Origin of the sequence: Paractinoplanes pyxinae, assembly GCF_026626335.1 — a bacterium.
GTDB lineage: Bacteria > Actinomycetota > Actinomycetes > Mycobacteriales > Micromonosporaceae > Actinoplanes > Actinoplanes pyxinae.
In genome coordinates this window covers 571,888-597,551 of sequence record NZ_JAPNTZ010000002.1, presented here as the reverse complement: position 1 = coordinate 597,551, position 25,664 = coordinate 571,888, and the positions used below count along the sequence as shown (strand labels likewise).

The window sequence follows — 25,664 nt, the reverse complement described above, 5'->3', positions numbered from 1 at the left end:
TCAGCCCCCGTAGGACCGCAGGGCGTCGATGGCGCGCACCGTGACGTCCTCGACCGGGCCGGTCGCGTCGATCCCCACCAGCTTGCCCTGGGCGCCGTAGAAGTCGACCAGCGGCGCTGTCTTGTCGGCGTACTCGACCAGACGGTTGGCGATCGTCTCGGCCTTGTCGTCGTCGCGCTGGAACAGCTCCGACCCACAACGGTCACAGATGTTCTCTTTACTGGTCGGGTCGAACTCGACGTGCCAGATCTTGCCGCAGCCCCGGCAGGTGCGCCGGCCGGACAGCCGCCGGATGACCTCGTCGTCGTCGACCACGAGCTCCATCACCAGGTCGAGCGCGGTGCCCAGGTCGGCCAGCAGCTTGTCCAGGGCCGAAGCCTGCGGCACCGTGCGCGGGAACCCGTCGAGCAGGAAGCCGTCGCCGGCATCCGGCTCGGCCAGCCGGTCGCGGACCATGTTGATGGTCACCTCGTCCGGGACCAGCTGGCCCGCGTCCATGTAGCGCTTCGCCTCGACACCGAGCGGCGTCCCCTGGGACACGTTGGCCCGGAAGATGTCGCCCGTCGAGATCTTCGGTACGGCGAGATGGGCGGCGATGAACTCAGCCTGGGTCCCCTTGCCGGCCCCCGGAGGGCCCACCAGCACCAGCCGCACCTACATCGCCTCGCTTAGGTGAGTAGAGATCCTCGACGCAAGAGCCCCCCGGCTCCGCGGCGCCACTACCGGAGGAACCCTTCGTAGTTGCGCTGCATCAGCTGGCTCTCGATCTGCTTCACCGTCTCCAGACCCACACCCACCATGATCAGCACTGCCGTACCGCCGAACGGGAAGTTCTGGTACTGCTGCTGGTCGAGCCAGATGAAGAAGAAGTTCGGCAGTACCGAGATCAGACCAAGGTACAGCGCGCCGGGCAAGGTGATCCGGCTGAGGATGAAGTCCAGATAGTCGGCGGTCGGCTTGCCCGGGCGGATGCCCGGCACGAAACCACCGTACTTCTTCATGTTGTCCGCGACCTCGGTCGGGTTGAACGTGATCGAGACGTAGAAGTACGTGAAGAAGATGATCAGCAGGAAGTAGACCCCGATGTACAGCTCGCTCGTGGGGTCGGCCAGCCACTTCTGGATCCAGACCTGGTAGCCCTTGAGGTTGTTCGGGTCGAAGAACTGCAGGTACAGCTGCGGCAGGTAGAGCAACGACGACGCGAAGATGACCGGGACGACACCCGCCTGGTTGACCTTCAGCGGGATGTAGGTGGACGTGCCGCCGTACATCCGCCGGCCGATCATGCGCTTGGCGTACTGCACGGGGATCCGCCGCTGCGCCTGCTCGATGAAGACCACCAGGCCGATGATGACCAGGACCAGCACGATCACCAGGATGAACTTGCCGACGCCGCTGGACTCCTTGATCGACCAGCCCTCGCCGGGCAGGCGGGCGGCGATCGAGGTGAAGATCAGGACGGACATGCCGTTGCCGACGCCGCGGTCGGTGATCAGCTCGCCCAGCCACATGACCATGCCGGTGCCGGCGGTCATGGTGAGGACCAGGACCGACAGCGTGAGCCAGAGCGGCAGGCCGGTGTTCTCGGGGATAATTTGCAGCGTCGGGTCGCTCTGGTCACAGGCGTTGCCGAACAGCTGCCCGGTCCGCGCCAGGGCGACGAACGCCGAGGACTGCAGGACCGCGAGGCCCAGGGTGAGGTAGCGCGTGTACTGCGTGATCTTCGCCTGGCCGGACTGGCCCTCCTTGCGGAGCTGCTCGAGGCGGGGAATCACCACGGTCAGCAGCTGCAAGATGATGGAGGCCGTGATGTACGGCATGATGCCCAGCGCGAACACCGACAGCTGGAGCAGCGCGCCACCTGAGAACAAGTTCAGCAGGTTGAGGACGCTACCGCTGTCGGAGGAGTTCACGATGTCGAGGCAGCGCCGCACGTTGGTGTAGGACACACCAGGACTGGGCAGAGTGGCCCCGATCCGGTACAGCGCAATGATGAAGACCGTGAACAGCAGCTTCTTGCGCAGGTCAGGCGTCCGGAACGCACTGGTAAAGGCGGAGAGCAACTTCTTCCTCCTGCGCGAGGTTACCGCCGCAATCGGCGGGTGGGGGAAGGCATCGGTCCGGACGACCGATATCCCTAGCTGGGAACGGACTCTAACAGTCTTATTGGAGCGCGGTGTGTCACGGTAGCCTGCACCGCGCGTAGGCATCTGGCCCGTTCATAAAAGGCCAGGTCAGACGCCACAATGGGGATGACTGCCCGAGCGACGCGTTCGCACCGCCCGGGCAGGCATCCCCAGGAGCCTCACAGCTCGGTGGTGGAACCACCGGCTGCGGCGATCTTCTCCTTGGCCGACTCGCTGAACGCGTGCGCCTTGATGGTCAGCGCGACACCGCCCAGCTCGCCCGAGCCGAGGACCTTGACCGGCTGGTTCTTGCGAACCGCGCCGGCCTCGTGCAGCTCGTCCGGTCCGACCTCGCCGCCGTTCGGGAACAGCTCGGCGAGGCGGTCCAGGTTCACGACCTGGAAGACGACCTTGTTGCGGGGCCGGTTCTTGAGCCCCTTCAGCTTCGGCAGGCGCATGTGGATGGGCATCTGCCCACCCTCGAACGCCGCCGGGGTGTTCTTGCGGGCGCCGGTGCCCTTGGTGCCGCGACCGGCGGTCTTGCCCTTGGAACCCTCACCACGACCCACGCGGGTCTTGGGGGTCTTGGCGCCGGGCGCCGGGCGCAGGTGGTGGACCTTGATCGCCATTACTCGACCTCCTCAACATCTACGAGGTGGCTCACGGCGAAGATCATGCCCCGAATCTCGGGGCGGTCCTCCTTGACCACCACATCGTTGATCCGCTTCAGGCCGAGCGACCGCAGGGAGTCCCGCTGGTTCTGCTTACGGCCGATCTCGGACCGGATCTGGGTGACCTTCAAGCGTGCCATCAGTGCACCGCCGCTTCCGCACGCGCCGCGAGCATGGCGGCCGGGGCGACGTCCTCGACCGGAAGGCCACGGCGAGCCGCGACGGCCTCCGGCGACTCGAGGCCCTTGAGGGCCGCGACGGTCGCGTGCACGATGTTGATCGGGTTCGACGAGCCGAGGCTCTTCGAGAGCACGTCGTGGATGCCCGCGCACTCGAGCACGGCACGCACCGGGCCACCGGCGATGACGCCGGTACCGGCGGACGCCGGCTTGAGGAGCACGACACCAGCCGCGGCCTCGCCGGTGATCGGGTGCGGGATGGTCGCACCGATCCGCGGCACCTTGAAGAAGTGCTTCTTGGCCTCCTCGACGCCCTTGGCGATGGCCGCGGGCACCTCCTTGGCCTTTCCGTAGCCGATGCCGACCGTGCCGTCGCCGTCGCCCACGATCACCAGGGCGGTGAAGCTGAAGCGACGACCACCCTTCACGACCTTGGCGACGCGGTTGATCGCGACGACCCGCTCGAGATGCGGGGTCTTGTCGACGGGCGCGTTGCCGCGGCCGCCCTCACGGCGGTTGTCCCGGCGGTTGCCACCCTCGGTGTTACCGCCGGACCCGCCGCCTCGGCGCTGCTGACCAGGCATTGGTCAATTCCTCCTAGAACTCGAGTCCGGCTTCGCGAGCGGCAGTCGCCAGGGCGGCGATCCGCCCCGCGTACTTGTTGCCACCGCGGTCGAAGACGACCTTGGACACGCCAGCGGCCTTGGCCCGCTCGGCGAGCAGAGCGCCGACCTTGCCGGCCTGGGCGCTCTTGTCACCCTCGCCACCCCGCAGGGAGGCGTCGAGCGTGGACGCCGAGGCCAGCGTGTGGCCCTTGAGGTCGTCGATGATCTGCGCGGTGATGTGCCGCGAGGAACGGCTGACGACCAGGCGGGGCCGGGTGGCGGTGCCGAAGACGTTCCGGCGGACTCGGAAGTGCCGACGCGCCTTTCCGACGGCCCGCTTGGCCGAGACACCGGCGCCGTTGCGACGCTTGAGCAGCGTGGCGGTCACTTCTTACCTGCCTTTCCGGCCTTACGGCGGATGACCTCGCCCTGGTACTTGACGCCCTTGCCCTTGTAGGGCTCCGGCGGGCGGATCTTCCGGATGTTGGCGGCTACCTCGCCCACGAGCTGCTTGTCGATGCCCGCGACCGTGAACTGGGTCGGGCGCTCCACAGAGAACGTGATGCCGGCCGGCGGCGTGACGTTCACCGGGTGCGAGAAGCCGAGGGCGAACTCGAGGTCCTTGCCCTTGGCCGTGACCCGGTAACCGGTGCCGTTGATCTCCAGCGTCTTCTTGTAGCCCTCGGTGACGCCGACGATCATGTTGGCGACCAGGGTACGGGAGAGGCCGTGGAGCTCCTTGGCCTTGCGCTCGTCATTGGGGCGGTTGACGTGCAGCTCGCCACCCTCCTGCTCGACCGTGATCGGGTCGGAGACGGTGTGCGAGAGCTCGCCCTTGGGGCCCTTGACCTTGACGGTCTGGCCCGTGATGGTGACATCGACGCCGGCCGGGACCGGGATCGACTTACGTCCGATTCGCGACATGGTTTCTCAGTCTCCAGTTACCAGACGAAGGCGAGGACTTCCCCGCCAACGCTCCGCTTGCGGGCCTGCCGGTCGGTCAGCAGCCCCTGGGACGTCGAAATGATCGCGACGCCCAGGCCGCCGAGCACGCGCGGGAGCTCGTCGGACTTGGCGTAAACCCGGAGGCCGGGCTTCGAGACGCGCTTGATGCCGGCGAGGCTGCGCTCGCGATTCTGGCCGTACTTGAGCTCAACGACCAGGCGCCGGCCGACGGCGCCTTCCTCGGGCTCCTCAGCCGTCCAGGAGGCGATGTAACCCTCGGCCTTGAGGACCTCGGCGATGTTCGCCTTGATCTTCGAGAAGGGCATGGTCACCTTGTCGTGGTACGCCTGGTTGGCGTTGCGCAGACGCGTCAGCATGTCTGCGATCGGGTCCGTCATCGTCATGGGTGTTCGTCAACCTTTCTCGCCGGGGTTCCCACGGATGTCGCAGGCCTACGGCGAAGCGGTGTTGCTATCGGTTACCAGGAGGCCTTGGAAACGCCGGGCAGCTCACCACGGTGAGCCATGTCCCGCAGGCAAACCCGGCACAGGCCGAACTTGCGGTAGACCGAGTGCGGGCGTCCGCACTTCTGGCAGCGGGTGTAAGCACGCACGGCGAACTTCGGCTTCGCGGCCGCCTTCAGGATCAGCGCCTTCTTAGCCATGCTCAGTTCTCCTTGAACGGGAAGCCCAGGAGCTTGAGAAGCGCCCGGCCCTCGTCGTCGGTCTTGGCGGTCGTGACCACCGTGATGTCCATGCCCCGCGTGCGATCGATCCGGTCCTGGTCGATCTCGTGGAACACCGACTGCTCAGTCAGACCGAAGGTGTAGTTGCCGTGCCCGTCGAGCTTGCGCCCGTCGAGGCCGCGGAAGTCACGGATACGGGGCAGCGCGATCGACAGCAGCCGGTCGAGGAACTCCCACATCCGGTCGTTGCGCAGGGTCACCTTCGCGCCGATCGGCATGCCCTCACGCAGCTTGAACTGCGCGATGGACTTGGTCGCCCGCCGCACCAGCGGCTTCTGACCGGTGATGGTGGTCAGGTCGCGCACGGCGCCGTCGATCAGCTTGGCGTCGCGGGCGGCCTCGCCAACACCCATGTTCACGACGACCTTCACCAGGCCGGGAACCTGCATGGGGTTGCCGTACTTGTACTGCTCCTGAAGCGCGGAGATGACCTCACTGCGGTACTTCTGCTTCAGGCGCGGCAGCGTCTTGGTCTCGGTAGCGGCAGTCATCAGAGTTCCTTACCGGTCGTACGCGCGATACGGACCTTGTTGCCGTTCTCGTCGACCTTGTAACCGATGCGCGTCGGCTTGCCCTGGTCGTCGACGATCTGCACATTCGAGATGTGGATCGCGGCTTCCTGGGTGACGATGCCACCGGTCTTCGAACCACGCTGGGTGGTGCGGATGCGTTCGTGCTTCTTGACGCGGTTGACGCCCTCGACCAGGACCTTGTCCTGCCGCGGGAAGGCCGCGATGACCTTGCCCTTGGCACCCTTGTCCTTGCCGGCGATGACGACGACCGTGTCGCCCTTCTTGATCTTCACGGTCAGAGCACCTCCGGCGCCAGGCTGATGATCTTCATGAACCGCTTGTCGCGCAGCTCGCGCCCGACCGGGCCGAAGATGCGGGTACCGCGGGGGTCCCCGCCGTCCTTGATGATGACGGCGGCGTTCTCGTCGAAGCGGATGTACGAGCCGTCGGGACGGCGCTTCTCCTTGGCGGTGCGCACGATGACCGCCTTGACGACGTCACCCTTCTTCACGCCCGCGCCGGGGATGGCGTCCTTGACCGTGGCCACGATGACGTCGCCGATGCTCGCGTAACGGCGACCGGAGCCACCGAGCACGCGGATGCACAGGATCTCCCGGGCACCCGTGTTGTCAGCGACGCGCAGTCGCGACTCCTGCTGAATCACGTCTGTCTCCTATGTCTGCCAGTTCTCCGGTGGGGCACCGAAGCTTGGCGGAACGATGGTGGGCGGGGCCGGCGCTAACCGGCCCCGCGCACTCACTTGGCCTTTTCGAGGATCTCCACGACACGCCACCGCTTGGTGGCCGACAGCGGACGGGTCTCCATGAGCAGAACCCGGTCGCCGATGCCGCACGCGTTCTGCTCGTCGTGCACCTTGAGCTTGCGGGTACGACGCAGAACCTTGCCGTAGAGGGCGTGCTTCACACGGTCCTCGACCTCGACGACGACGGTCTTGTCCATCTTGTCGCTGACCACGAGACCCTCGCGGACCTTGCGGTTCGCGCGGACCGTGGCCGTGCTCTCGTCACTCATGCTGTCACCTCATCCGGCGCAACCGAGAGCCCGAGCTCACGTTCACGCATGATCGTGTAGATCTTCGCGATGTCCTTGCGGACGACCTGCAGCCGACGGTGATTGTCGAGCTGGCCGGTCGCGCCCTGCACGCGAAGGTTGAACAGCTCCGCCTTGGCCTCCCGCAGCCGCGAAACCAGCTCCTCACCGGAGAGTTCGCGCAGCTCGGAAGCCTTAACGCCCGCTGCCATCAGCTTTCACCCACTTCGCGTGTCACGATGCGGCACTTCATCGGGAGCTTGTGGATCGCACGGCGCATCGCCTCGCGCGCGATCGTCTCGTTCGGGAACGACATCTCGAAGAGGATGCGTCCCGGCTTGACGTTCGCAACCCACCACTCGGGAGAACCCTTACCGGAACCCATGCGGGTCTCGGCCGGCTTCTTGGTCAGAGCGTTGTCGGGGAAGACCGAGATCCAGACCTTGCCACCACGCTTGATGTGGCGGGTCATCGCGATACGGGCCGACTCGATCTGCCGGTTGGTCACGTACGCGGGCTCCAGCGCCTGGATACCGAACTCACCGAAGACGACCCGGTTGCCGCCCTTGGACGCGCCGTGGCGGTCCGGGTGGTGCGGCTTGCGGAAGCCCTTCGGGGGCTTACGCGGCATCAGCATGTGTCAGCCCTCCTGCTGCGTCTCAGCCACGGCCGGACCAGCGGCGATCGCGGCGTCGTTGGCGTTCTCGCCGGTCCCGGCGGCGTTGTCGCCACCACGGGCCTGCGCGGCCGCACGACCGGCCTCGGTGCCGCCGGCGGTCGTGCCGGACGAACCGGAACGGCCACGGCGCGGACGCTCGGCGCGGTCAGCGCGGTCGCGGCGCGGGCGAGCGGGCGCCTCCTGCACGGCCTCGCGGCCGGGCACGGCGTCGCCCTTGTAGATCCAGACCTTCACGCCGATGCGGCCGAACGTCGTGCGGGCCTCGAAGAAGCCGTACTCGATGTTGGCGCGCAGCGTGTGCAGCGGAACGCGACCCTCACGGTAGAACTCCGTGCGGCTCATCTCCGCGCCGCCCAGGCGGCCGGAGACCTGCACCCGGATGCCCTTGCAGATCGGGTTCTTCATGGCCGACTGCATGGCCTTGCGCATCGCCCGGCGGAAGCTGACCCGGGAGGACAGCTGCTCGGCGACGCCCTGGGCCACCAGCTGAGCGTCCGACTCGGGGCTCTTGACCTCGAGGATGTTCAGCTGGACCTGCTTGCCGGTGAGCTTCTCGAGCTCGCCGCGGATGCGGTCGGCCTCCGCGCCCTTGCGGCCGATGACGATGCCCGGCCGGGCGGTGTGGATGTCGACGCGGACCCGGTCACGGGTGCGCTCGATGTCCACCTTGGAGATGCCGGCGCGCTCGAGGCCCTTGGACATCATGCGGCGGATCTTGACGTCCTCGCCGATGTAGTCCTTGTAGAGCTTGTCGGCGAACCACCGCGACTTCCAGTCGGTGGAGATACCGAGGCGGAATCCGGTGGGGTGAACTTTCTGGCCCATTACTCGGACTCCTCCGTGGTCTGGGACTGCGCGGCGGGCGCGGACTTGGCCGGCGCCGCCTTCTTCGCCGCGGCCGCCTTCTTGGCGGGCCGGGCGACCTGGACCGCCTCGACGGCGATCGTGATGTGGCAGGTGCGCTTGCGGATCCGGTACGCCCGGCCCTGCGCCCGCGGACGGAACCGCTTGAGCGTCGGGCCCTCGTCCACGAACGCCTCGCTGATCATCAGCGCGTCCGGGTCGAGCCGTTCGTTGTTCTCCGCGTTCGCGATGGCACTCGCGAGCACCTTGTAGACCTGCTCGCTCGCCGCCTGCGGCGCGAACTGCAGGACCGTCAGAGCCTCCTTCGCGGGCAGACCGCGGACGAGGTTGACCACACGGCGAGCCTTGTTCGGCGAGATGCGAACGTGCTTCGCAACCGCCCGACTGCCCGGAAGAACCGGAGCGTCGTTCTTTGCTGGCATCGCTGTAACCCCTCTCTTATCCGTGGACTGACTAGCGACGACGGCTCTTGCGGTCGTCCTTCTCGTGACCCTTGAACGTGCGGGTCAGAGCGAACTCCCCGAGCTTGTGACCGACCATGGCCTCGGTGATGAACACCGGGACGTGCTTGCGCCCGTCGTGCACGGCAATCGTGTGCCCCAGCATGTCGGGGATGATCATCGAGCGCCGCGACCAGGTCTTGATGACGTTCTTCGAGTTCTTCTCGTTCTGGACTTCCACCTTCTTGAGCAGGTGGTCGTCGACGAACGGGCCCTTCTTCAGGCTGCGTGGCATCTTCTAACTCCCGTTACCCGCGCTTGCGGGTGGCGTAGCGGCGGCGAACGATCAGCTTGTCGCTCTCCTGGCCCTTGCGGCGGGTACGACCCTCGGGCTTACCAGCCGGGTTGACCGGGTGGCGACCACCGGAGGTCTTACCCTCACCACCACCGTGCGGGTGGTCGATCGGGTTCATGGCGACACCGCGGACGGTCGGGCGCTTGCCCTTCCAGCGCATACGGCCGGCCTTGCCCCAGTTGATGTTCGACTGTTCGGCATTGCCGATCTCGCCGACCGTGGCGCGGCAACGGATGTCGACCCGGCGGATCTCGCCCGAGGGCATACGCAGCGTGGCGTACGCGCCCTCACGGCCGAGCAGCTGGATGCCGACACCGGCCGAGCGGGCCAGCTTGGCGCCACCGCCGGGACGAAGCTCCACACCGTGGACCGTCGTACCGACCGGGATGTTGCGCAGGGGAAGGTTGTTCCCCGGCTTGATGTCCGCGCCCGGGCCGGACTCGACCCGGTCGCCCTGCTTGAGGTCCTTCGGCGCGAGGATGTAGCGCTTCTCGCCGTCGGCGTAGTGCAGCAGCGCGATGCGGGACGTGCGGTTCGGGTCGTACTCGATGTGCGCGACCTTGGCCGGCACGCCGTCCTTGTCGACCCGCTTGAAGTCGATCAGCCGGTACTGCCGCTTGTGGCCGCCGCCCTGGTGCCGCGTGGTGATGCGGCCGTGGACGTTGCGCCCGCCCTTCTTGGGCAGCGGGACCAGCAGCGACTTCTCCGGCGTGGACCGGGTCAGCTCGGCGAAGTCGGCGACGCTGGAGCCACGACGGCCCGGCGTGGTCGGCTTGTACTTACGGATAGCCATTGTTTTACAACCCCTTAGCTGACCGGGCCGCCGAAGGCCTCGATACGGTCACCGTCAGCCAGCTTGACCATCGCGCGCTTCGTCGCCTTGCGCTGACCGAAGCCGGTCCGGGTGCGCTTGCGCTTGCCCTCGCGGTTCGCGGTGTTCACCGACAGCACGCGGACGTTGAAGATCTGCTGGATCGCGATCTTGATCTGGGTCTTGTTCGCGTCCGGGTGGACGAGGAACGTGTACCAGTTCTGGTCGAGAACGCTGTAGCTCTTCTCGGAGACGACCGGGCGGACGATGATGTCGCGCGGGTCGGCGATGGTGCTCACTTGTTCTCCCCCTCGGCGGTCGCCGGCGCGCCCAGGAACTCGTCGAGCGCGTCCTTGGTGAAGACCACCTCGTCGGCGACCAGCACGTCGTACGTGTTGAGCTGGCCCGCCTCGATCAGGTGCACGGTCGCCTCGTTGCGCAGCGACAGCCAGTTCAGCTCGTCGGTGCTGCTCAGCACGACCAGGACCTTGGTGGACTCGGTGGCCTTGCGCAGCGTGGCGATCGCGCCCTTGGTCGACGGCTTGTCGCCGCTGACGAACGCCTCGACCACGTGCACGCGGCCGTCGCGGGCCCGGTCGGAGAGGGCGCCACGCAGGGCGGCGGCCTTCATCTTCTTGGGGGTCCGCTGGCTGTAGTCGCGCGGCACGGGACCGTGCACGACGCCACCGCCGGTGAACTGCGGCGCGCGGATCGAGCCCTGACGGGCGCGACCGGTGCCCTTCTGCTTGTACGGCTTCTTGCCACCACCGGCGACCTCACCGCGGGTCTTGGCCTTGGCCGTGCCCTGACGGGCGGCGGCGAGCTGGGCCACGACGACCTGGTGCATCAGCGGGATGTTGGCCTGAACGTCGAACACCGAGTCCGGCAGCTCGACGGAGCCGGCCTTGTTGCCCTCAACGTTGATCACGTCGACCGAGCTCACTTGGCACCGCCCTTCTTAGCCGCGGTGCGAACGAGAACGAGCGCGCCCTTGGGGCCGGGCACAGCGCCCTTGACCAGGATCAGGTTGTTCTCGGTGTCCACCGCCTGCACGGTGAGGTTCTGCACGGTGAAGCGCTGGCTACCCATGCGACCGGCCATCCGCACGCCCTTGAAGACGCGACCCGGGGTCGCGCAGGCGCCGATGGAACCGGGCGAGCGGTGCTTGCGCTCGACACCGTGGCTGGCCTTGAGGCCGTGGAAGCCGTGCCGCTTCATGACACCGGCGTAGCCCTTGCCCCGGGTCTTACCGGTGACGTCGATCGGCGAACCGACCGCGAACGCCTCGACGGTGACCTCCTGGCCGAGCTCGTACTCGCCGGCGTCGGTGGTGCGCAGCTCGACGACGTGACGCCGCGGCGACACACCCGCCTTCGCGAAGTGACCGCCCTCGGGCTTGTTCACCTTGCGCGGGTCGATCGCGCCGTACGCCAGCTGGACGGCGGAGTAGCCGTCCTTCTCATCTGTGCGGACCTGGGTCACGACGCAAGGGCCGGCCTGCACCACGGTCACCGGGACAACCTTGTTGTTGTCCCAGACCTGGGTCATGCCGAGCTTGGCGCCCAGGATCCCCTTCACTTGCCTGTCCATCAGTCGCGATCCCTACAGCTTGATCTCGATGTCGACGCCAGCCGGCAGGTCGAGGCGCATGAGCGAGTCGACCGTCTTGGGAGTCGGGTCGATGATGTCGATCAGCCGCTTGTGCGTGCGCATCTCGAAGTGCTCGCGCGAGTCCTTGTACTTGTGCGGCGAACGGATGACGCAGAAACGGTTGATCTCCGTGGGCAGCGGCACCGGACCTGCGACCGACGCACCGGTGCGCGTGACCGTCTCGACGATCTTGCGCGCCGAGGAGTCGACGACCTCGTGGTCGTAGGCCTTGAGCCGGATGCGGATCTTCTGTCCCGCCATGGTGGCTTCTGTTTCCTTCTCTCGATGCCGCTACGTGCGAAAGCGGTGGCTCTCGCATGCCCGCAGGACCGTTGATCCTGCGTTGTCCGACCCCCGCGGTCGGGCGTGTCGCGTTGACTCTCAGAAATCTGCGCAGGGCAGCTCTCTAGATCGCGGGGATCTTGAGGTGTCTTTGACCCCATCAGGGCTCAGCGGGGCGGCGGTAAACACACCCCAGACACCCGGCGAGGGTGGGCAACTGCCCAAGGCAGCTACCCACCCCGCTCGGACGCAACCTGACTAGTATGCCGGATACACGCCGGCAATGCTAATCGGGGTCACCGTTCGTCAGACGTTGATCTTCGTGACCGTTCCGGCGCCGACGGTGCGGCCACCCTCACGGATCGCGAACTTCAGGCCCTGCTCCATGGCGATCGGCTGGATCAGCTTGACCGACATGCTGGTGGAGTCGCCCGGCATGACCATCTCGGTGCCCTCGGGCAGCGTGACGACGCCGGTGACGTCCGTGGTGCGGAAGTAGAACTGCGGGCGGTAGTTCTGGAAGAACGGGGTGTGCCGGCCGCCCTCTTCCTTCGAGAGGATGTAGACCTGGCCCTCGAACTCCGTGTGGGGAGTCGTGGTGCCCGGCTTCACGACGACCATGCCGCGCTCGACGTCCTCGCGCTTGATACCGCGCAGCAGCAGACCGACGTTCTCACCCGCGCGGGCCTCGTCGAGCAGCTTGCGGAACATCTCGATGCCGGTGCAGACGGTCTTCGTCGACTTCTCGCGGATGCCGACGATCTCGACCTCCTCGTTCGGCTTGAGGATGCCACGCTCGGCGCGACCGGTGACGACCGTTCCACGACCGGTGATCGTGAAGACGTCCTCGATCGGCATCAGGAACGGCTTGTCGGTGTCGCGCTCGGGCTGCGGGATCGCGGTGTCGACCGCGTTCATCAGCTCGAGGAGCTTGCCGGTCCACTCCTTGTCGCCCTCGAGCGCCTTGAGCGCCGAGACGCGCACGACCGGAAGGTCGTCGCCCGGGAACTCGTAGGTGCTCAGCAGCTCGCGGACCTCGAGCTCGACGAGCTCCAGGAGCTCCTCGTCGTCCACCATGTCGCTCTTGTTCAGGGCGACGACGATGTACGGAACGCCGACCTGGCGGGCCAGGAGCACGTGCTCCTTGGTCTGCGGCATCGGGCCGTCGGTCGCGGCGACCACCAGGATCGCGCCGTCCATCTGCGCGGCACCGGTGATCATGTTCTTGATGTAGTCGGCGTGGCCGGGGCAGTCCACGTGCGCGTAGTGACGCGCCGCGGTCTGGTACTCGACGTGCGCGATCGAGATCGTGATACCACGGGCCTTCTCTTCAGGCGCCTTGTCGATCTCGTCGAACGGGGTGTACGGGTTCAGGTCCGGGTATTCGTCGTGCAGGACCTTGGTGATGGCCGCAGTCAGCGTCGTCTTACCGTGGTCGATGTGACCAATGGTGCCGATGTTGACGTGCGGCTTAGTCCGCTCGAACTTCGCCTTCGCCACTGGTGTCCTCCTGTGGACTGTGGAATTACTTTCGCCCGGCACGCCCGATAAGGCGATGGGGACTCTGTCGACTGCTCGTGCGCGTGCGGTCCTCGACGGACCGCACGCGCCTCAACGCATCAGGCGCCGGTGGCCTTCGCGATGATCTCCTTCGCGACGCCCTGCGGGACCTCGGCGTAGGAGTCGAACTGCATGCTGTAGCTAGCCCGGCCGGCCGTCTTCGACCGCAGGTCGCCGACGTAGCCGAACATCTCGGAGAGCGGGACCAGAGCCTTGACGACGCGGGCGCCGGAACGCTCCTCCATCGACTGGATGATGCCACGCCGCGAGTTGAGGTCGCCGATCACGTCGCCCATGTTGTCCTCGGGCGTGGTGACCTCCACCGACATCATCGGCTCGAGCAGCGCGGGGTCGGCCTTGCGAGCCGCCTCCTTCATCGCCATGGAGCCGGCGATCTTGAACGCCATCTCGGAGGAGTCGACCTCGTGGTACTGACCGTCGACCAGCGTGAACTTGACGCCGACCAGCGGGTATCCGGCGAGAACGCCGTACTGCATCGAGTCCTGCGCGCCCGCGTCCACCGAGGGGATGAACTCCTTGGGGATGCGACCACCGGTCACCGCGTTGACGAACTCGTACGTGGGGCCGTCCGCCTCGAGCGGCAGCGGCTCGATGGTGACGACGACCTTCGCGTACTGGCCCGAACCACCGGTCTGCTTCTTGTGGACGAACGTGTACTTCTCCACGGTGCCGCGGATCGTCTCACGGTAGGCCACCTGCGGCTTGCCGATGTTGGCCTCGACGTTGAACTCGCGGCGCATGCGGTCCACCAGGATGTCCAGGTGGAGCTCGCCCATGCCGGCGATGATCGTCTGGCCGGTCTCCTCGTCGTTGAAGACGCGGAAGGTCGGGTCCTCCTCGGCCAGGCGCTGGATCGCGGTGCCCAGCTTCTCCTGGTCCGACTTGGTCTTCGGCTCGATGGCGACCTGGATGACCGGCTCCGGGAAGGTCATCGACTCCAGGATGACCGGGTTGGCCGGGTCGCTGAGCGTGTCACCGGTGGTGGTCTGCTTCAGACCCTGGACGGCGATGATGTCGCCGGCCTGCGCGGTGGCGCGCTCCTCACGCTTGTTCGCGTGCATCTGGTAGATCTTGCCGATCCGCTCCTTGCGGTCCTTGGTGGAGTTGACCACCTGCGAACCGGAGTCGAGCGTGCCGGAGTAGACCCGCACGTACGTGAGCTTGCCGAGGTGCTTGTCGGTCTGGATCTTGAAGGCCAGGCCGGAGAAGGGCTCGGAGTTCGACGGCTTGCGCTGCATCGGCGTCTCGCCGTCGGTGGCGGTGCCCTCGATGGCCGGGATGTCCAGCGGCGACGGCAGGAAGTCGATCACGGCGTCGAGCATGGGCTGAACGCCCTTGTTCTTGAACGCCGAACCGCACAGCACCGGGTTCGCCTTGCTGGCGATCGTGGCGCGCCGGATGGCGGCCTTGATCTCGTCCTGGGAGAGCTCCTCGCCCTCGAGGTACTTCTCCATGACCGCGTCGTCGACGTCGGCCAGGGTCTCGATCAGCTTCTCGCGCCACTCGTTCGCGGAGTCGACCAGGTCGGCCGGGATCTCCTCGATCGCGTAGTCCTCACCCTTCTGGGTCTCACCACGCCAGGTGAGGGCGCGCATGCCGATCAGGTCGACGACACCGATGTGGTCGGCCTCGAGCCCGATCGGGATCTGCAGCACCAGCGGGGTGGCGTTGAGCCGGTCGATCATCATCTGCACGCAGCGGAAGAAGTCCGCGCCGGTCCGGTCGAGCTTGTTGACGAAGCACATCCGGGGAACGTGGTACTTGTCCGCCTGGCGCCACACGTTCTCGGTCTGCGGCTCCACGCCGGCCACACCGTCGTAGACCGCGACCGCACCGTCCAGCACCCGCAGCGACCGCTCCACCTCGACCGTGAAGTCGACGTGGCCGGGCGTGTCGATGATCTGGATCGTGTGGCCCTTCCACTCGCACTTGGTGGCGGCGGAAGTGATCGTGATACCGCGCTCCTGCTCCTGCTCCATCCAGTCCATGACGGCGCCGCCGTCGTGAACCTCACCGATCTTGTACGTGATACCGGTGTAGAACAGGATTCGCTCAGTAGTCGTGGTCTTACCGGCATCGATGTGCGCCATGATGCCGATGTTGCGTACGTTGGCGAGCGCGTCTGCGGCGGCCACTTCAATCCCTACTTTTCTTCGTCGTCGTCTCGTGGACCGGTACGACTTGCGCTGTGGCCCGGCTCGCGCCGGGCCCGCAGCGGCGGGGTCTTACCAGCGGTAGTGCGCGAAGGCCTTGTTGGACTCCGCCATCTTGTGGGTGTCCTCGCGTCGCTTGACGGCGGCGCCGAGGCCGTTGCTGGCGTCGAGCAGCTCGTTCTGGAGACGCTCGATCATGGTCTTCTCGCGGCGGGCCTTGGAGTACTGGACCAGCCAGCGCAGACCGAGGGTGGTCTGGCGCGGGGTGCGGACCTCGACCGGAACCTGGTAGGTCGCGCCACCGACACGGCGGCTGCGGACCTCGAGGGTCGGCTTGACGTTGTCCATCGCGCGCTTGAGGGTCACCACGGGGTCGGTGCCGCTCTTCTCACGGGCCCCCTCGAGGGCGCCGTAGACGATGCGCTCAGCGAGCTGACGCTTGCCGCCGATCAGGATCTTGTTGATCAGCTGGGTCACCAGCGGCGAGTTGTAAACCGGGTCCGGGACCACTGGGTGGCGCGGAGCGGGGCCCTTACGCGGCATGTCAGCTCTTCTCCTTCTTCGCGCCGTAACGGCTGCGGGCCTGCTTGCGGTTGCGGACACCCTGGGTGTCCAGCGAACCACGGACGATCTTGTAGCGGACGCCGGGGAGGTCCTTCACACGGCCACCGCGCACGAGCACGATCGAGTGCTCCTGCAGGTTGTGGCCGACGCCCGGGATGTACGCCGTCACCTCGATCTGGCTGCTGAGCTTCACACGAGCGACCTTGCGCAGCGCAGAGTTCGGCTTCTTGGGGGTGGTGGTGTACACGCGCGTGCACACGCCGCGCCGCTGAGGACTACCCTTCAGCGCCGGCGTCTTGGTCTTGCTCGTCTTCGCCTGACGGCCCTTTCGGACCAGCTGCTGGATCGTGGGCACCGGGTTTCTCCGCTCCCTTCGGCCGCTTCCTAGGCGGCCGCACCGTCTTAGTTATGCCTCTGTGCGCCGGTCCCTCCCCGATCCCGGGGAGTTGTCCGGCACCCGCGGTCGGGCGTGTCGTCCGGCTCACGGTCCCGCCGCGCGTTTGTCAACGCGCATCGGGTCTTGTCTTGGTCGACGCCCCTCACACGGGGCGCCGGCTCGGCGCATCGCCATGTCGTCGGTATTACCGACTCGGGCCCACGCACGAGTTGCCCGGGCAAGCCCGGGCACGAGGGGAAAGCCTACCCACCCCGAGCACCCAGGTCAAAATGAACGCTGGGGCCGCGCGACGGATATCTCCGATACAAGTGTACCGGGTGCCTCACGGTGGCAACGCCGCGGTGCCTGATCCGGCCCTACACCGAAATTTGCAACACCAAAGTCAACGCGAGGGACAGCAGAGCAATTCCCGCGCCGATCGATCCGCACACGATTCCCGCCATGCCCAGCCCGGCCCCGGTGAACCGCACCTGGCCGGTCTGCCCGGAACGGCGGATCTGCCGGCGCGAGGCCACCCCGAGCGCGATCGCACCCCCGCCGGCGGCCACGCTGAGCAGCGTGAAGGCGCCGGCCACCCAGCCGCCCCAGCCCTCGGACGCGCCGACCAGCCCGAAACAGACCACCAGCAGCGACACCAGGATCGACCCGATGCCGGCCATCAGCGAGCCGATGGCCAGGCCCGACGTGATCGGCTCGACCCGCAGCTGGACCAGGCCGAAATCCGTGCCGGGGACGGGATCGACCCGTTCCGGACGCCAGCGGCCCGAGGGCGGCGGCGGGGGCACGGCGGCCGGGTACTGAGCCGGAGGCTGCGGCGGCACGGTCATGAGAAGAGCATGTCACTCGTACGGGGCGAGCCGCACCCCGCCTCAGTCGGTGCCCGGCGCGAAGTCGGGACCGCCGGGCGCCCCGGCCAGGTGCAACAGGCCGGCGATGGACGCCACCACCAGCGAGGTGAGGGCCAGGACGATGCCCGCCCAGGCCAGCCGGCGACCGCGGCGGATCCAGGCCGAGCCGGTCAGGTAGCCCTCGGAGTCGTAGGCCTGCCGGGCCGCCTGCCGGGCCATCAGCAGCGCGACGGTGGCAGGAATCACACCGCCGAGGAACGCGCCGGTCAGAAAGCCCACCAGACCGAGCGCGAAGACCGCCCGCGCCTTCGACGAAGGCGCCGGATCCGGGTCCATCGGATGGCGGGTGGGAACGGGGGCCGGAAGCGTCACGAGAACCATTCTAGAAAGGCCGAGAGGCGGCCGCGCCATGCGCGACCGCCTCCGGTTGGGAACTGCTTAGCGGTACGACCCGAAGTCGAAGTCGTCCAGCGGCACGGCCTGCCCGCTGGCCGGCCCGAAGCCGTAGTCGGTCTCGGGGTACCCGGTCATCGAGTACACCTTGGCCTTGGCCTCCTCGGTCGGCTCGACCCGGATGTTGCGGTACTTGGAGATACCGGTACCGGCCGGGATGAGCTTACCGATGATCACGTTCTCCTTGAGGCCGACGAGCGAGTCGCTGCGCGAGTTGATCGCCGCGTCGGTCAGCACCCGGGTGGTCTCCTGGAAGGAGGCCGCCGAGAGCCAGGAATCCGTGGCCAGCGAGGCCTTGGTGATACCCATGAGCACGGGACGACCGGCGGCGGGCTCGCCACCCTCGCCGACGAGCCGGCGGTTCTCCGACTCGAACAGCGCCCGGTCGACCAGCACACCCGGCAGGAACTCGGCCGCGCCGGAGTCGATGACCGTCACCCGCTTGAGCATCTGGCGGATGATGATCTCGATGTGCTTGTCGTGGATGAGCACACCCTGCGAGCGGTAGACCTCCTGGACCTCCTGGGTCAGGTGGACCTGGACCGCCCGCGGACCCATGATCCGCAGAAGCTCGTGCGGGTCGATGGTGCCCTCGGTCAGCTTCTCGCCGACGCCGACGTGGTCGCCGTCGTGGGCGCGGAGCTTGACGCGCTTGGAGATCTTGTCGTACACGATCTCCTCGCTGCCGTCGTCCGGCACCACGATGATCTTCCGCGAGCGCTCGCCGTCCTCGATGCGGATGCGTCCCGGGGTGTCGGCGATGGGCGCCTTGCCCTTGGGCACGCGGGCCTCGAAGATCTCCTGCACACGCGGCAGACCCTGGGTGATGTCCTCACCCGCGACACCACCGGTGTGGAAGGTGCGCATCGTCAGCTGGGTGCCGGGCTCACCGATGGACTGGGCGGCGATGATGCCGACCGCCTCACCGATGTCGACGCCCTTGCCGGTCGGCAGCGAACGGCCGTAGCAGGCCGCGCACACGCCGAGCTTCGACTCGCAGGTCAGCACCGAGCGCACCCGGACGTTCTCGACGCCGGCCGCGACGAGCTTGTCGACCAGGATCGAGTTGAGGTCCGAGCCGCGGGCGACGACCAGGTTGCCGTCGGCGTCCTTGATGTCGTCGGCCAGCGTACGGGCGTGCACACCGGTCTCGGCGTGCACGTGCACGACCAGGGTGCCGTCCGCCTCGCGGTCGCCCACCTGCATCGGGATCGCGCGGTCGGTGCCGCAGTCCTCCTCGCGGATGATGACGTCCTGCGAGACGTCCACCAGACGACGGGTCAGGTAGCCCGAGTCGGCGGTACGCAGCGCGGTGTCGGCCAGACCCTTGCGGGCGCCGTGCGTGGAGATGAAGTACTCCAGCACGGTCAGACCCTCGCGGTAGGACGAGGTGATCGGCCGCGGGATGATCTCACCCTTGGGGTTGGCCACCAGGCCGCGGATCGCGGCGATCTGCCGGAGCTGCAGCAGGTTACCGCGGGCGCCCGAGTTGATCATGACCCAGAGCGGGTTCTCGTGCGGCAGCGAGTTCTCCATCTCCTTGGAGATCTCGTTGGTCGCCTTCGTCCAGATCTCGATCAGCTCGCCGCGACGCTCCTCGGCGGTCATCAGACCACGCTGGTACTGCTTGTCGATGCGGTCGGCCTCGACCTGGTAGCGGGCCAGGATCTCCGGCTTGCGCGGAGGACCGATGACGTCGCCCATGCCGATCGTCACGCCGGACCAGGTGGCCCAGTGGAAGCCGGCCTCCTTGAGCGCGTCCAGGGTCGCCGCGAGGGCCACCTTGGGGAAGCGCTCGGCGAGGTCGTTGACGATCGCCGACAGCTGACCCTTGCGGATCTCGTAGTTCACGAAGCGGTAGCCCGGGGGCAGCGTCTCGTTGAAGATGACCCGGCCCAGGGTGGTCTCGACCAGCAGGGGCTCGCCCTCGGTCCACTCCTCGGGCGCGGTCCACGCGGCGGCCTTGGCGCCGTTGTCGACCCCGATGACCTCGCGCAGCCGGATCTTCACCGGCGCCTGCAGGTGCAGCTCGCCGTTGTCGAAGGCCATCCGCGCCTCGGCGTCCGAGCTGAACACCCGTCCCTCGCCCTTGGTGCCGGGCGTCTCGTGGGTCAGGTGGTACAGGCCGATGACCATGTCCTGGGTGGGCATGGTGACCGGCTTGCCGTCGGCCGGCTTGAGGATGTTGTTCGACGAGAGCATCAGGATCCGGGCCTCGGCCTGCGCCTCGGCCGACAGCGGCACGTGGACCGCCATCTGGTCACCGTCGAAGTCGGCGTTGAACGCCGTGCAGACGAGCGGGTGGATCTGGATCGCCTTGCCCTCGACCAGCTGCGGCTCGAAGGCCTGGATGCCCAGGCGGTGCAGGGTCGGCGCGCGGTTCAGCAGCACCGGGTGCTCGCTGATGACCTCTTCGAGGACGTCCCACACGACCGGCCGCTGACGCTCGACCATGCGCTTGGCCGACTTGATGTTCTGCGCGTGGTTCAGATCGACCAGGCGCTTCATCACGAACGGCTTGAACAGCTCCAGCGCCATCTGCTTGGGCAGACCGCACTGGTGCAGCTTCAGGCGCGGGCCGACGACGATGACCGAACGGCCGGAGTAGTCGACGCGCTTGCCGAGCAGGTTCTGACGGAACCGGCCCTGCTTGCCCTTGAGCATGTCGGACAGCGACTTGAGCGGCCGGTTACCCGGACCGGTGACCGGCCGGCCACGACGGCCGTTGTCGAACAGGGCGTCGACGGCCTCCTGGAGCATCCGCTTCTCGTTGTTCACGATGATCTCGGGCGCGCCGAGGTCGATCAGACGCTTGAGGCGGTTGTTCCGGTTGATGACCCGGCGGTACAGGTCGTTCAGGTCGCTCGTGGCGAAGCGGCCACCGTCGAGCTGCACCATCGGGCGCAGGTCCGGCGGGATGACCGGGACGCAGTCGAGCACCATGCCGAGCGGCGAGTTGCGGGTGTTCAGGAACGCGGCCACGACCTTGAGGCGCTTGAGCGCACGGATCTTCCGCTGGCCCTTACCGGTGCGAATGATCTCGCGCAGGTTCTCGGCCTCGGCGTCCAGGTCCATGTTCTGCAGCAGCGCCTTGATGGCCTCGGCGCCCATGCCACCGGTGAAGTACTCACCGAAGCGGTCCCGCAGCTCGCGGTACAGCAGCTCGTCGGTGACCAGCTGCTTCGAGTCGAGCTTGCGGAAGGTGTCGAGCACCTCGTCGAGGCGGTCGATCTCGCGCTGGGCCTTGTCCCGGATCTGGCGCATCTCGCGCTCGCCGGCTTCCTTGACCTTGCGACGGACGTCGGCCTTGGCCCCCTCAGCCTCGAGCTCGGACAGGTCCTGCTCGAGCTTGGCCGCGCGCTTCTCGATCTCCGAGTCGCGGCTGTTCTCCGACTGGCGCTTCTCGGCGAAGATCTCGTTCTCGATGGTGGACAGGTCGCGGTGACGCGCCTCGGCGTCAACGCTCGTGACCACGTACGAGGCGAAGTAGATGATCTTCTCGAGGTCCTTGGGGGCCAGGTCGAGCAGGTAGCCCAGCCGGCTCGGCACACCCTTGAAGTACCAGATGTGCGTGACCGACGCGGCCAGCTCGATGTGACCCATGCGCTCACGGCGGACCTTGGACCGGGTCACCTCGACGCCGCAGCGCTCACAGATGATGCCCTTGAACCGGACCCGCTTGTACTTGCCGCAGTAGCACTCCCAGTCCCGCTGAGGACCGAAGATCTTCTCGCAGAAGAGTCCGTCCTTCTCGGGCTTGAGGGTGCGGTAGTTGATCGTCTCGGGCTTCTTGACCTCGCCGTGCGACCACTGCCGGATGTCGTCAGCGGTCGCCAGGCCGATGCGCAACTCGTCGAAGAAGTTGACGTCGAGCACTTGGACTATCCCTCGTGTTTCGTTGCTCGGGTGAATTCAAGGCCGGCGGGGGCGTCCCCGGCCCCTCGCGGGGCCGGGGACGCTTCCGTCAGATCTCTTCGACGCTGCTGACGCCCTCGTTCGGGCGGCGGGACAGGTCGATGCCGAGTTCCTCCGCGGCCCGGAAGACCTCGTCGTCGGTCTCGCGCATCTCGAGGGCCACGCCGTCGCTGGAAAGCACCTCAACGTTCAGGCACAGCGACTGGAGCTCCTTGAGAAGCACCTTGAACGACTCCGGGATTCCCGGCTCCGGGATGTTCTCGCCCTTGACGATGGCCTCGTAGACCTTCACGCGGCCCAGGACGTCGTCGGACTTGATGGTCAGCAGCTCCTGCAGCGCGTAGGCGGCGCCGTAGGCCTGCATGGCCCAGCACTCCATCTCGCCGAACCGCTGGCCACCGAACTGCGCCTTACCACCCAGCGGCTGCTGCGTGATCATCGAGTACGGGCCGGTCGACCGAGCGTGAATCTTGTCGTCGACCAGGTGGTTCAGCTTGAGGATGTAGACGTACCCGACCGAGATCGGGTCCGGCAGCGGCTCACCGGAGCGGCCGTCGAAGAGCTGCGCCTTGCCGTCGCCGTTGACCAGCCGCTTACCGTCGCGGTTGACCAGCGTCGACTCGAGGAGGCCCTTGATCTCCTCCTCCTGCGCACCGTCGAAGACGGGGGTCGCGACGTTCGAGTCCGCGACGGACTCGTGCGCCTCGATCGCGCGCAGCTGGCGCTTCCACTCCTCGTCCTCGCCCTCGATCGACCAACCGGTCTTGGCGATCCACCCGAGGTGGGTCTCCAGAACCTGGCCGATGTTCATGCGCGAGGGCACACCGAGCGGGTTGAGCACGATGTCGACCGGGGTGCCGTCCTCGAGGAACGGCATGTCCTCGACCGGCAGGATCTTGGAGATGACGCCCTTGTTGCCGTGGCGGCCCGCGAGCTTGTCACCGTCCTGGATCTTGCGCTTCTGGGCGACGTACACCCGGACCAGCTCGTTCACGCCCGGGGGCAGCTCGTCGCCGTCCTCGCGCGAGAACGTGCGGACGCCGATGACCGTGCCGGTCTCGCCGTGCGGCACCTTCAGCGAGGTGTCCCGGACCTCCCGGGCCTTCTCACCGAAGATCGCGCGGAGCAGGCGCTCCTCGGGGGTCAGCTCGGTCTCGCCCTTGGGCGTGACCTTGCCGACCAGGATGTCGCCGGGGACGACCTCGGCGCCGATCCGGATGATGCCGCGCTCGTCGAGGTCGGCGAGCATTTCCTCGCTGACGTTCGGGATGTCGCGGGTGATCTCTTCCGGGCCGAGCTTGGTGTCGCGGGCGTCGACCTCGTGCTCCTCGATGTGGATCGAGGTGAGGACGTCCTGCTGGACGAGGCGCTGCGACAGGATGATCGCGTCCTCGTAGTTGTGACCCTCCCAGCACATGAACGCGACGAGCAGGTTGCGGCCGAGGGCCATCTCCCCCTCGTCGGTGCACGGGCCGTCGGCGATGACCTGGCCGGCCTCGACCCGGTCACCCTCGAACACGACCGGCTTCTGGTTGACGCAGGAGCCGGCGTTGGAGCGGCGGAACTTGTGCAGCAGGTACGTACGGCGGTGACCGTCGTCCTGGTGGACCGTCACGTAGTCGGCGCACAGGTCTTCGACCACGCCGCCGACCTCAGCCACGACCACGTCGCCGGCGTCGACCGCGGCCCGGTACTCCATGCCGGTGCCGACCAGCGGCGCCTCGGCCTTGACCAGCGGCACGGCCTGGCGCTGCATGTTCGCGCCCATGAGGGCACGGTTGGCGTCGTCGTGCTCGAGGAACGGGATCATCGCGGTCGCGACCGACGTCATCTGCCGCGGCGACACGTCCATGTAGTCGACCTCGGTGCCGGGCACGTAGTCGACCTCACCGCCCTTCCGGCGGACCAGGACGCGGTCGTCGGCGAAGGTGCCGTCGCTCTTCAGCGTGGCGTTCGCCTGCGCCTTGATGTACCGGTCTTCCTCGTCCGCGGTCAGGTAGTCGACCTCGTCGAGGACGACGCCGTTCTCGACCTTGCGGTACGGCGTCTCGATGAAGCCGAACGGGTTGACCCGGGCGAAGGTCGACAGGGCGCCGATCAGGCCGATGTTCGGGCCCTCGGGCGTCTCGATCGGGCACATCCGGCCGTAGTGCGACGGGTGCACGTCACGGACCTCGAAGCCGGCCCGCTCACGCGAGAGGCCACCGGGGCCGAGCGCGGACAGGCGCCGCCGGTGGGTCAGGCCCGCCAGCGGGTTGGTCTGGTCCATGAACTGCGACAGCTGCGAGGTGCCGAAGAACTCCTTGATCGCCGCCACGACGGGACGGATGTTGATCAGGGTCTGCGGCGTGATCGCCTCGACGTCCTGGGTCGTCATGCGCTCGCGGACGACGCGCTCCATCCGGGACAGGCCCACGCGGACCTGGTTCTGGATGAGCTCGCCGACCGTACGCAGACGGCGGTTGCCGAAGTGGTCGATGTCGTCCGCCTCGTAGCCCTCCTCACCGGCGTGCAGCCGGGCGAGGTAGTCCACGGTCTTGACGATGTCTTCCTCGGTCAGCGTGCCCCGGACGATCGGGACGTCGATCTCGAGCTTCTTGTTGAACTTGTACCGGCCGACCTTGGCTACGTCATACCGCTTCGGGTTGAAGAAGAGGTTGTCGAGCAGGGTCTGCGCGTTCTCCCGGGTCGGGGGCTCGCCGGGGCGGAGCTTGCGGTAGATGTCGAGCAGGGCCTCGTCCTGCCCGGCGATGTGGTCCTTCTCGAGGGTGGTCATGATCAGTTCGGACCAGCCGAACCGCTCACGGATCTGGTCGGCCGACCAGCCGATCGCCTTGAGCAGGACGGTGACGGCCTGCCGGCGCTTGCGGTCGATCCGGACACCCACGGTGTCGCGCTTGTCGATGTCGAACTCCAGCCAGGCGCCCCGGCTGGGGATGACCTTGACGCTGGAGAGGTCGCGGTCGGAGGTCTTGTCCGGCTCCTTGGTGAAGTACACGCCCGGCGAACGGACGAGCTGACTCACCACGACGCGCTCCGTGCCGTTGATGACGAACGTCCCCTTGGGGGTCATCATCGGGAAGTCACCCATGAACACGGTCTGGCTCTTGATCTCACCAGTCGTGTTGTTGGTGAACTCCGCCGTCACGAACAGCGGCGCGCAATAAGTCAGGTCCTTCTCCTTGCACTCCTCGATCGAGGCCTTGACCTCGTCGAATCGGGGAGACGAGAAGGACAGCGACATAGTGCCGGAGAAGTCCTCAATGGGACTGATCTCTTCGAGGATCTCTGCGAGGCCCGAGTGGGCGTGCGGGTCGTCCGTCGACCGGGCCTGCCAAGCCTCGTTCCCGACCAGCCAGTCGAAGGACTCCGTCTGGAGGGCGAGGAGGTTGGGGACCTCAAGTTGCTCGGTGATCCTGCCGAAAGAGACACGGCGGGGTGCGTAAGCGCTCGACGTACGGCTGGTCTTCGCAGGGCGGGAAGCTGCCAAGATGCGTCCTTCCGAGGACCGGTGCTGCTGATGCGGCTGCAGCTGCGGTATGCAACTGTCTGCGTGCACTCTGACGAGCCCCCAGGAATTCATCCGGATGGATGTTCCTGGCAGGGCTCAAGACAGAAGGCAGCGCAAACTAGCAGTGTAGCCGCTCGGCTAACCGCTGTCCAGCCCACACCTGAGGGGGCCTGCGGAACGTGTCCCCGTCGGCCTCTGACCTGCGCCTCGATGGCCAGGGCCGTCAAACACGGGGCCGCTCGGAACGCGGCAACTCTCCCTCGGTGCCCCCGCCGCGAGGAACCGGTGAAACCGGATTACCCACGGGGCGGCTGTCGCAAGCGCGGAA

31 protein-coding genes are annotated in these 25,664 nt (G+C 67.1%); all 31 read right to left on the bottom strand.

Annotated elements, in window-relative coordinates; all coding sequences use genetic code 11:
* Positions 1 to 654 (bottom strand): adenylate kinase, encoded by a 654-nt coding sequence (locus OWR29_RS07460; protein WP_093618747.1) that lies wholly within the window; start codon positions 652 to 654, stop codon positions 1 to 3.
* A 65-nt stretch (positions 655 to 719) separates the two neighbouring features.
* Positions 720 to 2,063: a preprotein translocase subunit SecY gene (secY, locus tag OWR29_RS07455; RefSeq protein WP_267561764.1), complete on the bottom strand. Its 1,344-nt coding sequence runs from the start codon at positions 2,061 to 2,063 to the stop codon at positions 720 to 722.
* Positions 2,064 to 2,305: 242 nt separating this feature from the next.
* A complete protein-coding gene (rplO, locus tag OWR29_RS07450) occupies positions 2,306 to 2,755 on the bottom strand; it encodes a 50S ribosomal protein L15 (protein ID WP_267561763.1) in 450 nt (149 codons plus the stop codon).
* The gene (rpmD, locus tag OWR29_RS07445) at positions 2,755 to 2,937 is read right to left on the bottom strand and encodes a 50S ribosomal protein L30 (protein ID WP_267561762.1); all 183 of its coding nucleotides are present in this window, start codon (positions 2,935 to 2,937) and stop codon (positions 2,755 to 2,757) included. The genes rplO and rpmD overlap by 1 nt, the downstream gene beginning before the upstream one ends.
* Complete coding sequence (gene rpsE, locus OWR29_RS07440) at positions 2,937 to 3,560, bottom strand: 30S ribosomal protein S5 (RefSeq protein WP_267561761.1); 624 nt, start codon at positions 3,558 to 3,560, stop codon at positions 2,937 to 2,939. The genes rpmD and rpsE overlap by 1 nt, the downstream gene beginning before the upstream one ends.
* Before the next feature lie 13 nt (positions 3,561 to 3,573).
* The gene (gene rplR / locus OWR29_RS07435; protein WP_438872556.1) at positions 3,574 to 3,969 is read right to left on the bottom strand and encodes a 50S ribosomal protein L18; all 396 of its coding nucleotides are present in this window, start codon (positions 3,967 to 3,969) and stop codon (positions 3,574 to 3,576) included.
* A complete protein-coding gene (gene rplF / locus OWR29_RS07430) occupies positions 3,966 to 4,505 on the bottom strand; it encodes a 50S ribosomal protein L6 (protein ID WP_267561760.1) in 540 nt (179 codons plus the stop codon). The genes rplR and rplF overlap by 4 nt, the downstream gene beginning before the upstream one ends.
* 17 nt (positions 4,506 to 4,522) lie before the next feature.
* Complete coding sequence (gene rpsH, locus OWR29_RS07425; RefSeq protein ID WP_184953716.1) at positions 4,523 to 4,930, bottom strand: 30S ribosomal protein S8; 408 nt, start codon at positions 4,928 to 4,930, stop codon at positions 4,523 to 4,525.
* 74 nt (positions 4,931 to 5,004) lie between these two features.
* Positions 5,005 to 5,190 (bottom strand): type Z 30S ribosomal protein S14, encoded by a 186-nt coding sequence (locus tag OWR29_RS07420; RefSeq protein ID WP_203681340.1) that lies wholly within the window; start codon positions 5,188 to 5,190, stop codon positions 5,005 to 5,007.
* A gap of 2 nt (positions 5,191 to 5,192) precedes the next feature.
* Positions 5,193 to 5,762 (bottom strand): 50S ribosomal protein L5, encoded by a 570-nt coding sequence (gene rplE, locus OWR29_RS07415; protein WP_267561758.1) that lies wholly within the window; start codon positions 5,760 to 5,762, stop codon positions 5,193 to 5,195.
* Positions 5,762 to 6,082 (bottom strand): 50S ribosomal protein L24, encoded by a 321-nt coding sequence (gene rplX / locus OWR29_RS07410; RefSeq protein ID WP_267561909.1) that lies wholly within the window; start codon positions 6,080 to 6,082, stop codon positions 5,762 to 5,764. Before rplX ends, rplE begins: the two co-directional genes overlap by 1 nt.
* The gene (rplN, locus tag OWR29_RS07405) at positions 6,079 to 6,447 is read right to left on the bottom strand and encodes a 50S ribosomal protein L14 (RefSeq protein ID WP_015619002.1); all 369 of its coding nucleotides are present in this window, start codon (positions 6,445 to 6,447) and stop codon (positions 6,079 to 6,081) included. Before rplN ends, rplX begins: the two co-directional genes overlap by 4 nt.
* 92 nt (positions 6,448 to 6,539) lie before the next feature.
* Positions 6,540 to 6,815 carry a 30S ribosomal protein S17 gene (gene rpsQ, locus OWR29_RS07400; RefSeq protein ID WP_267561757.1) on the bottom strand — a complete coding sequence of 92 codons (276 nt, stop codon included), beginning with the start codon at positions 6,813 to 6,815 and terminating at the stop codon, positions 6,540 to 6,542.
* Positions 6,812 to 7,045, bottom strand: coding sequence for a 50S ribosomal protein L29 (gene rpmC, locus OWR29_RS07395; RefSeq protein WP_133873221.1), 234 nt, complete (start codon positions 7,043 to 7,045; stop codon positions 6,812 to 6,814). Before rpmC ends, rpsQ begins: the two co-directional genes overlap by 4 nt.
* Positions 7,045 to 7,470, bottom strand: coding sequence for a 50S ribosomal protein L16 (gene rplP, locus OWR29_RS07390; RefSeq protein ID WP_097322770.1), 426 nt, complete (start codon positions 7,468 to 7,470; stop codon positions 7,045 to 7,047). Before rplP ends, rpmC begins: the two co-directional genes overlap by 1 nt.
* A gap of 3 nt (positions 7,471 to 7,473) precedes the next feature.
* A complete protein-coding gene (gene rpsC / locus OWR29_RS07385; RefSeq protein WP_267561754.1) occupies positions 7,474 to 8,337 on the bottom strand; it encodes a 30S ribosomal protein S3 in 864 nt (287 codons plus the stop codon).
* Positions 8,337 to 8,798, bottom strand: a complete 462-nt coding sequence (gene rplV / locus OWR29_RS07380; RefSeq protein WP_267561753.1) for a 50S ribosomal protein L22 — start codon at positions 8,796 to 8,798, stop codon at positions 8,337 to 8,339. The genes rpsC and rplV overlap by 1 nt, the downstream gene beginning before the upstream one ends.
* A gap of 31 nt (positions 8,799 to 8,829) precedes the next feature.
* Positions 8,830 to 9,111, bottom strand: a complete 282-nt coding sequence (rpsS, locus tag OWR29_RS07375) for a 30S ribosomal protein S19 (RefSeq protein WP_097322773.1) — start codon at positions 9,109 to 9,111, stop codon at positions 8,830 to 8,832.
* A 13-nt stretch (positions 9,112 to 9,124) separates the two neighbouring features.
* On the bottom strand, positions 9,125 to 9,964 hold the full coding sequence (gene rplB / locus OWR29_RS07370) for a 50S ribosomal protein L2 (protein ID WP_097322774.1): 840 nt from the start codon (positions 9,962 to 9,964) through the stop codon (positions 9,125 to 9,127).
* A 14-nt stretch (positions 9,965 to 9,978) separates the two neighbouring features.
* The gene (gene rplW / locus OWR29_RS07365) at positions 9,979 to 10,281 is read right to left on the bottom strand and encodes a 50S ribosomal protein L23 (RefSeq protein WP_221376859.1); all 303 of its coding nucleotides are present in this window, start codon (positions 10,279 to 10,281) and stop codon (positions 9,979 to 9,981) included.
* The gene (gene rplD, locus OWR29_RS07360) at positions 10,278 to 10,925 is read right to left on the bottom strand and encodes a 50S ribosomal protein L4 (protein WP_267561751.1); all 648 of its coding nucleotides are present in this window, start codon (positions 10,923 to 10,925) and stop codon (positions 10,278 to 10,280) included. The genes rplW and rplD overlap by 4 nt, the downstream gene beginning before the upstream one ends.
* Positions 10,922 to 11,572, bottom strand: coding sequence for a 50S ribosomal protein L3 (gene rplC, locus OWR29_RS07355; protein ID WP_267561749.1), 651 nt, complete (start codon positions 11,570 to 11,572; stop codon positions 10,922 to 10,924). The genes rplD and rplC overlap by 4 nt, the downstream gene beginning before the upstream one ends.
* A 12-nt stretch (positions 11,573 to 11,584) precedes the next feature.
* The gene (rpsJ, locus tag OWR29_RS07350; protein ID WP_097322778.1) at positions 11,585 to 11,893 is read right to left on the bottom strand and encodes a 30S ribosomal protein S10; all 309 of its coding nucleotides are present in this window, start codon (positions 11,891 to 11,893) and stop codon (positions 11,585 to 11,587) included.
* 327 nt (positions 11,894 to 12,220) lie between these two features.
* Complete coding sequence (tuf, locus tag OWR29_RS07345; RefSeq protein ID WP_267561746.1) at positions 12,221 to 13,414, bottom strand: elongation factor Tu; 1,194 nt, start codon at positions 13,412 to 13,414, stop codon at positions 12,221 to 12,223.
* A 119-nt stretch (positions 13,415 to 13,533) separates the two neighbouring features.
* Positions 13,534 to 15,630: an elongation factor G gene (fusA, locus tag OWR29_RS07340; RefSeq protein WP_267561745.1), complete on the bottom strand. Its 2,097-nt coding sequence runs from the start codon at positions 15,628 to 15,630 to the stop codon at positions 13,534 to 13,536.
* Positions 15,631 to 15,720: 90 nt separating this feature from the next.
* Complete coding sequence (rpsG, locus tag OWR29_RS07335) at positions 15,721 to 16,191, bottom strand: 30S ribosomal protein S7 (RefSeq protein WP_169180179.1); 471 nt, start codon at positions 16,189 to 16,191, stop codon at positions 15,721 to 15,723.
* A gap of 1 nt (position 16,192) precedes the next feature.
* Positions 16,193 to 16,567 (bottom strand): 30S ribosomal protein S12, encoded by a 375-nt coding sequence (gene rpsL / locus OWR29_RS07330; protein WP_014440718.1) that lies wholly within the window; start codon positions 16,565 to 16,567, stop codon positions 16,193 to 16,195.
* Between the two features lie 398 nt (positions 16,568 to 16,965).
* The gene (locus OWR29_RS07325; RefSeq protein WP_267561744.1) at positions 16,966 to 17,436 is read right to left on the bottom strand and encodes a hypothetical protein; all 471 of its coding nucleotides are present in this window, start codon (positions 17,434 to 17,436) and stop codon (positions 16,966 to 16,968) included.
* Between the two features lie 42 nt (positions 17,437 to 17,478).
* The gene (locus tag OWR29_RS07320; protein WP_267561743.1) at positions 17,479 to 17,838 is read right to left on the bottom strand and encodes a hypothetical protein; all 360 of its coding nucleotides are present in this window, start codon (positions 17,836 to 17,838) and stop codon (positions 17,479 to 17,481) included.
* Between the two features lie 57 nt (positions 17,839 to 17,895).
* On the bottom strand, positions 17,896 to 21,786 hold the full coding sequence (locus OWR29_RS07315; RefSeq protein ID WP_267561742.1) for a DNA-directed RNA polymerase subunit beta': 3,891 nt from the start codon (positions 21,784 to 21,786) through the stop codon (positions 17,896 to 17,898).
* Between the two features lie 88 nt (positions 21,787 to 21,874).
* Positions 21,875 to 25,315, bottom strand: a complete 3,441-nt coding sequence (rpoB, locus tag OWR29_RS07310; protein ID WP_267561741.1) for a DNA-directed RNA polymerase subunit beta — start codon at positions 25,313 to 25,315, stop codon at positions 21,875 to 21,877.
* Positions 25,316 to 25,664: the final 349 nt, after the last annotated feature.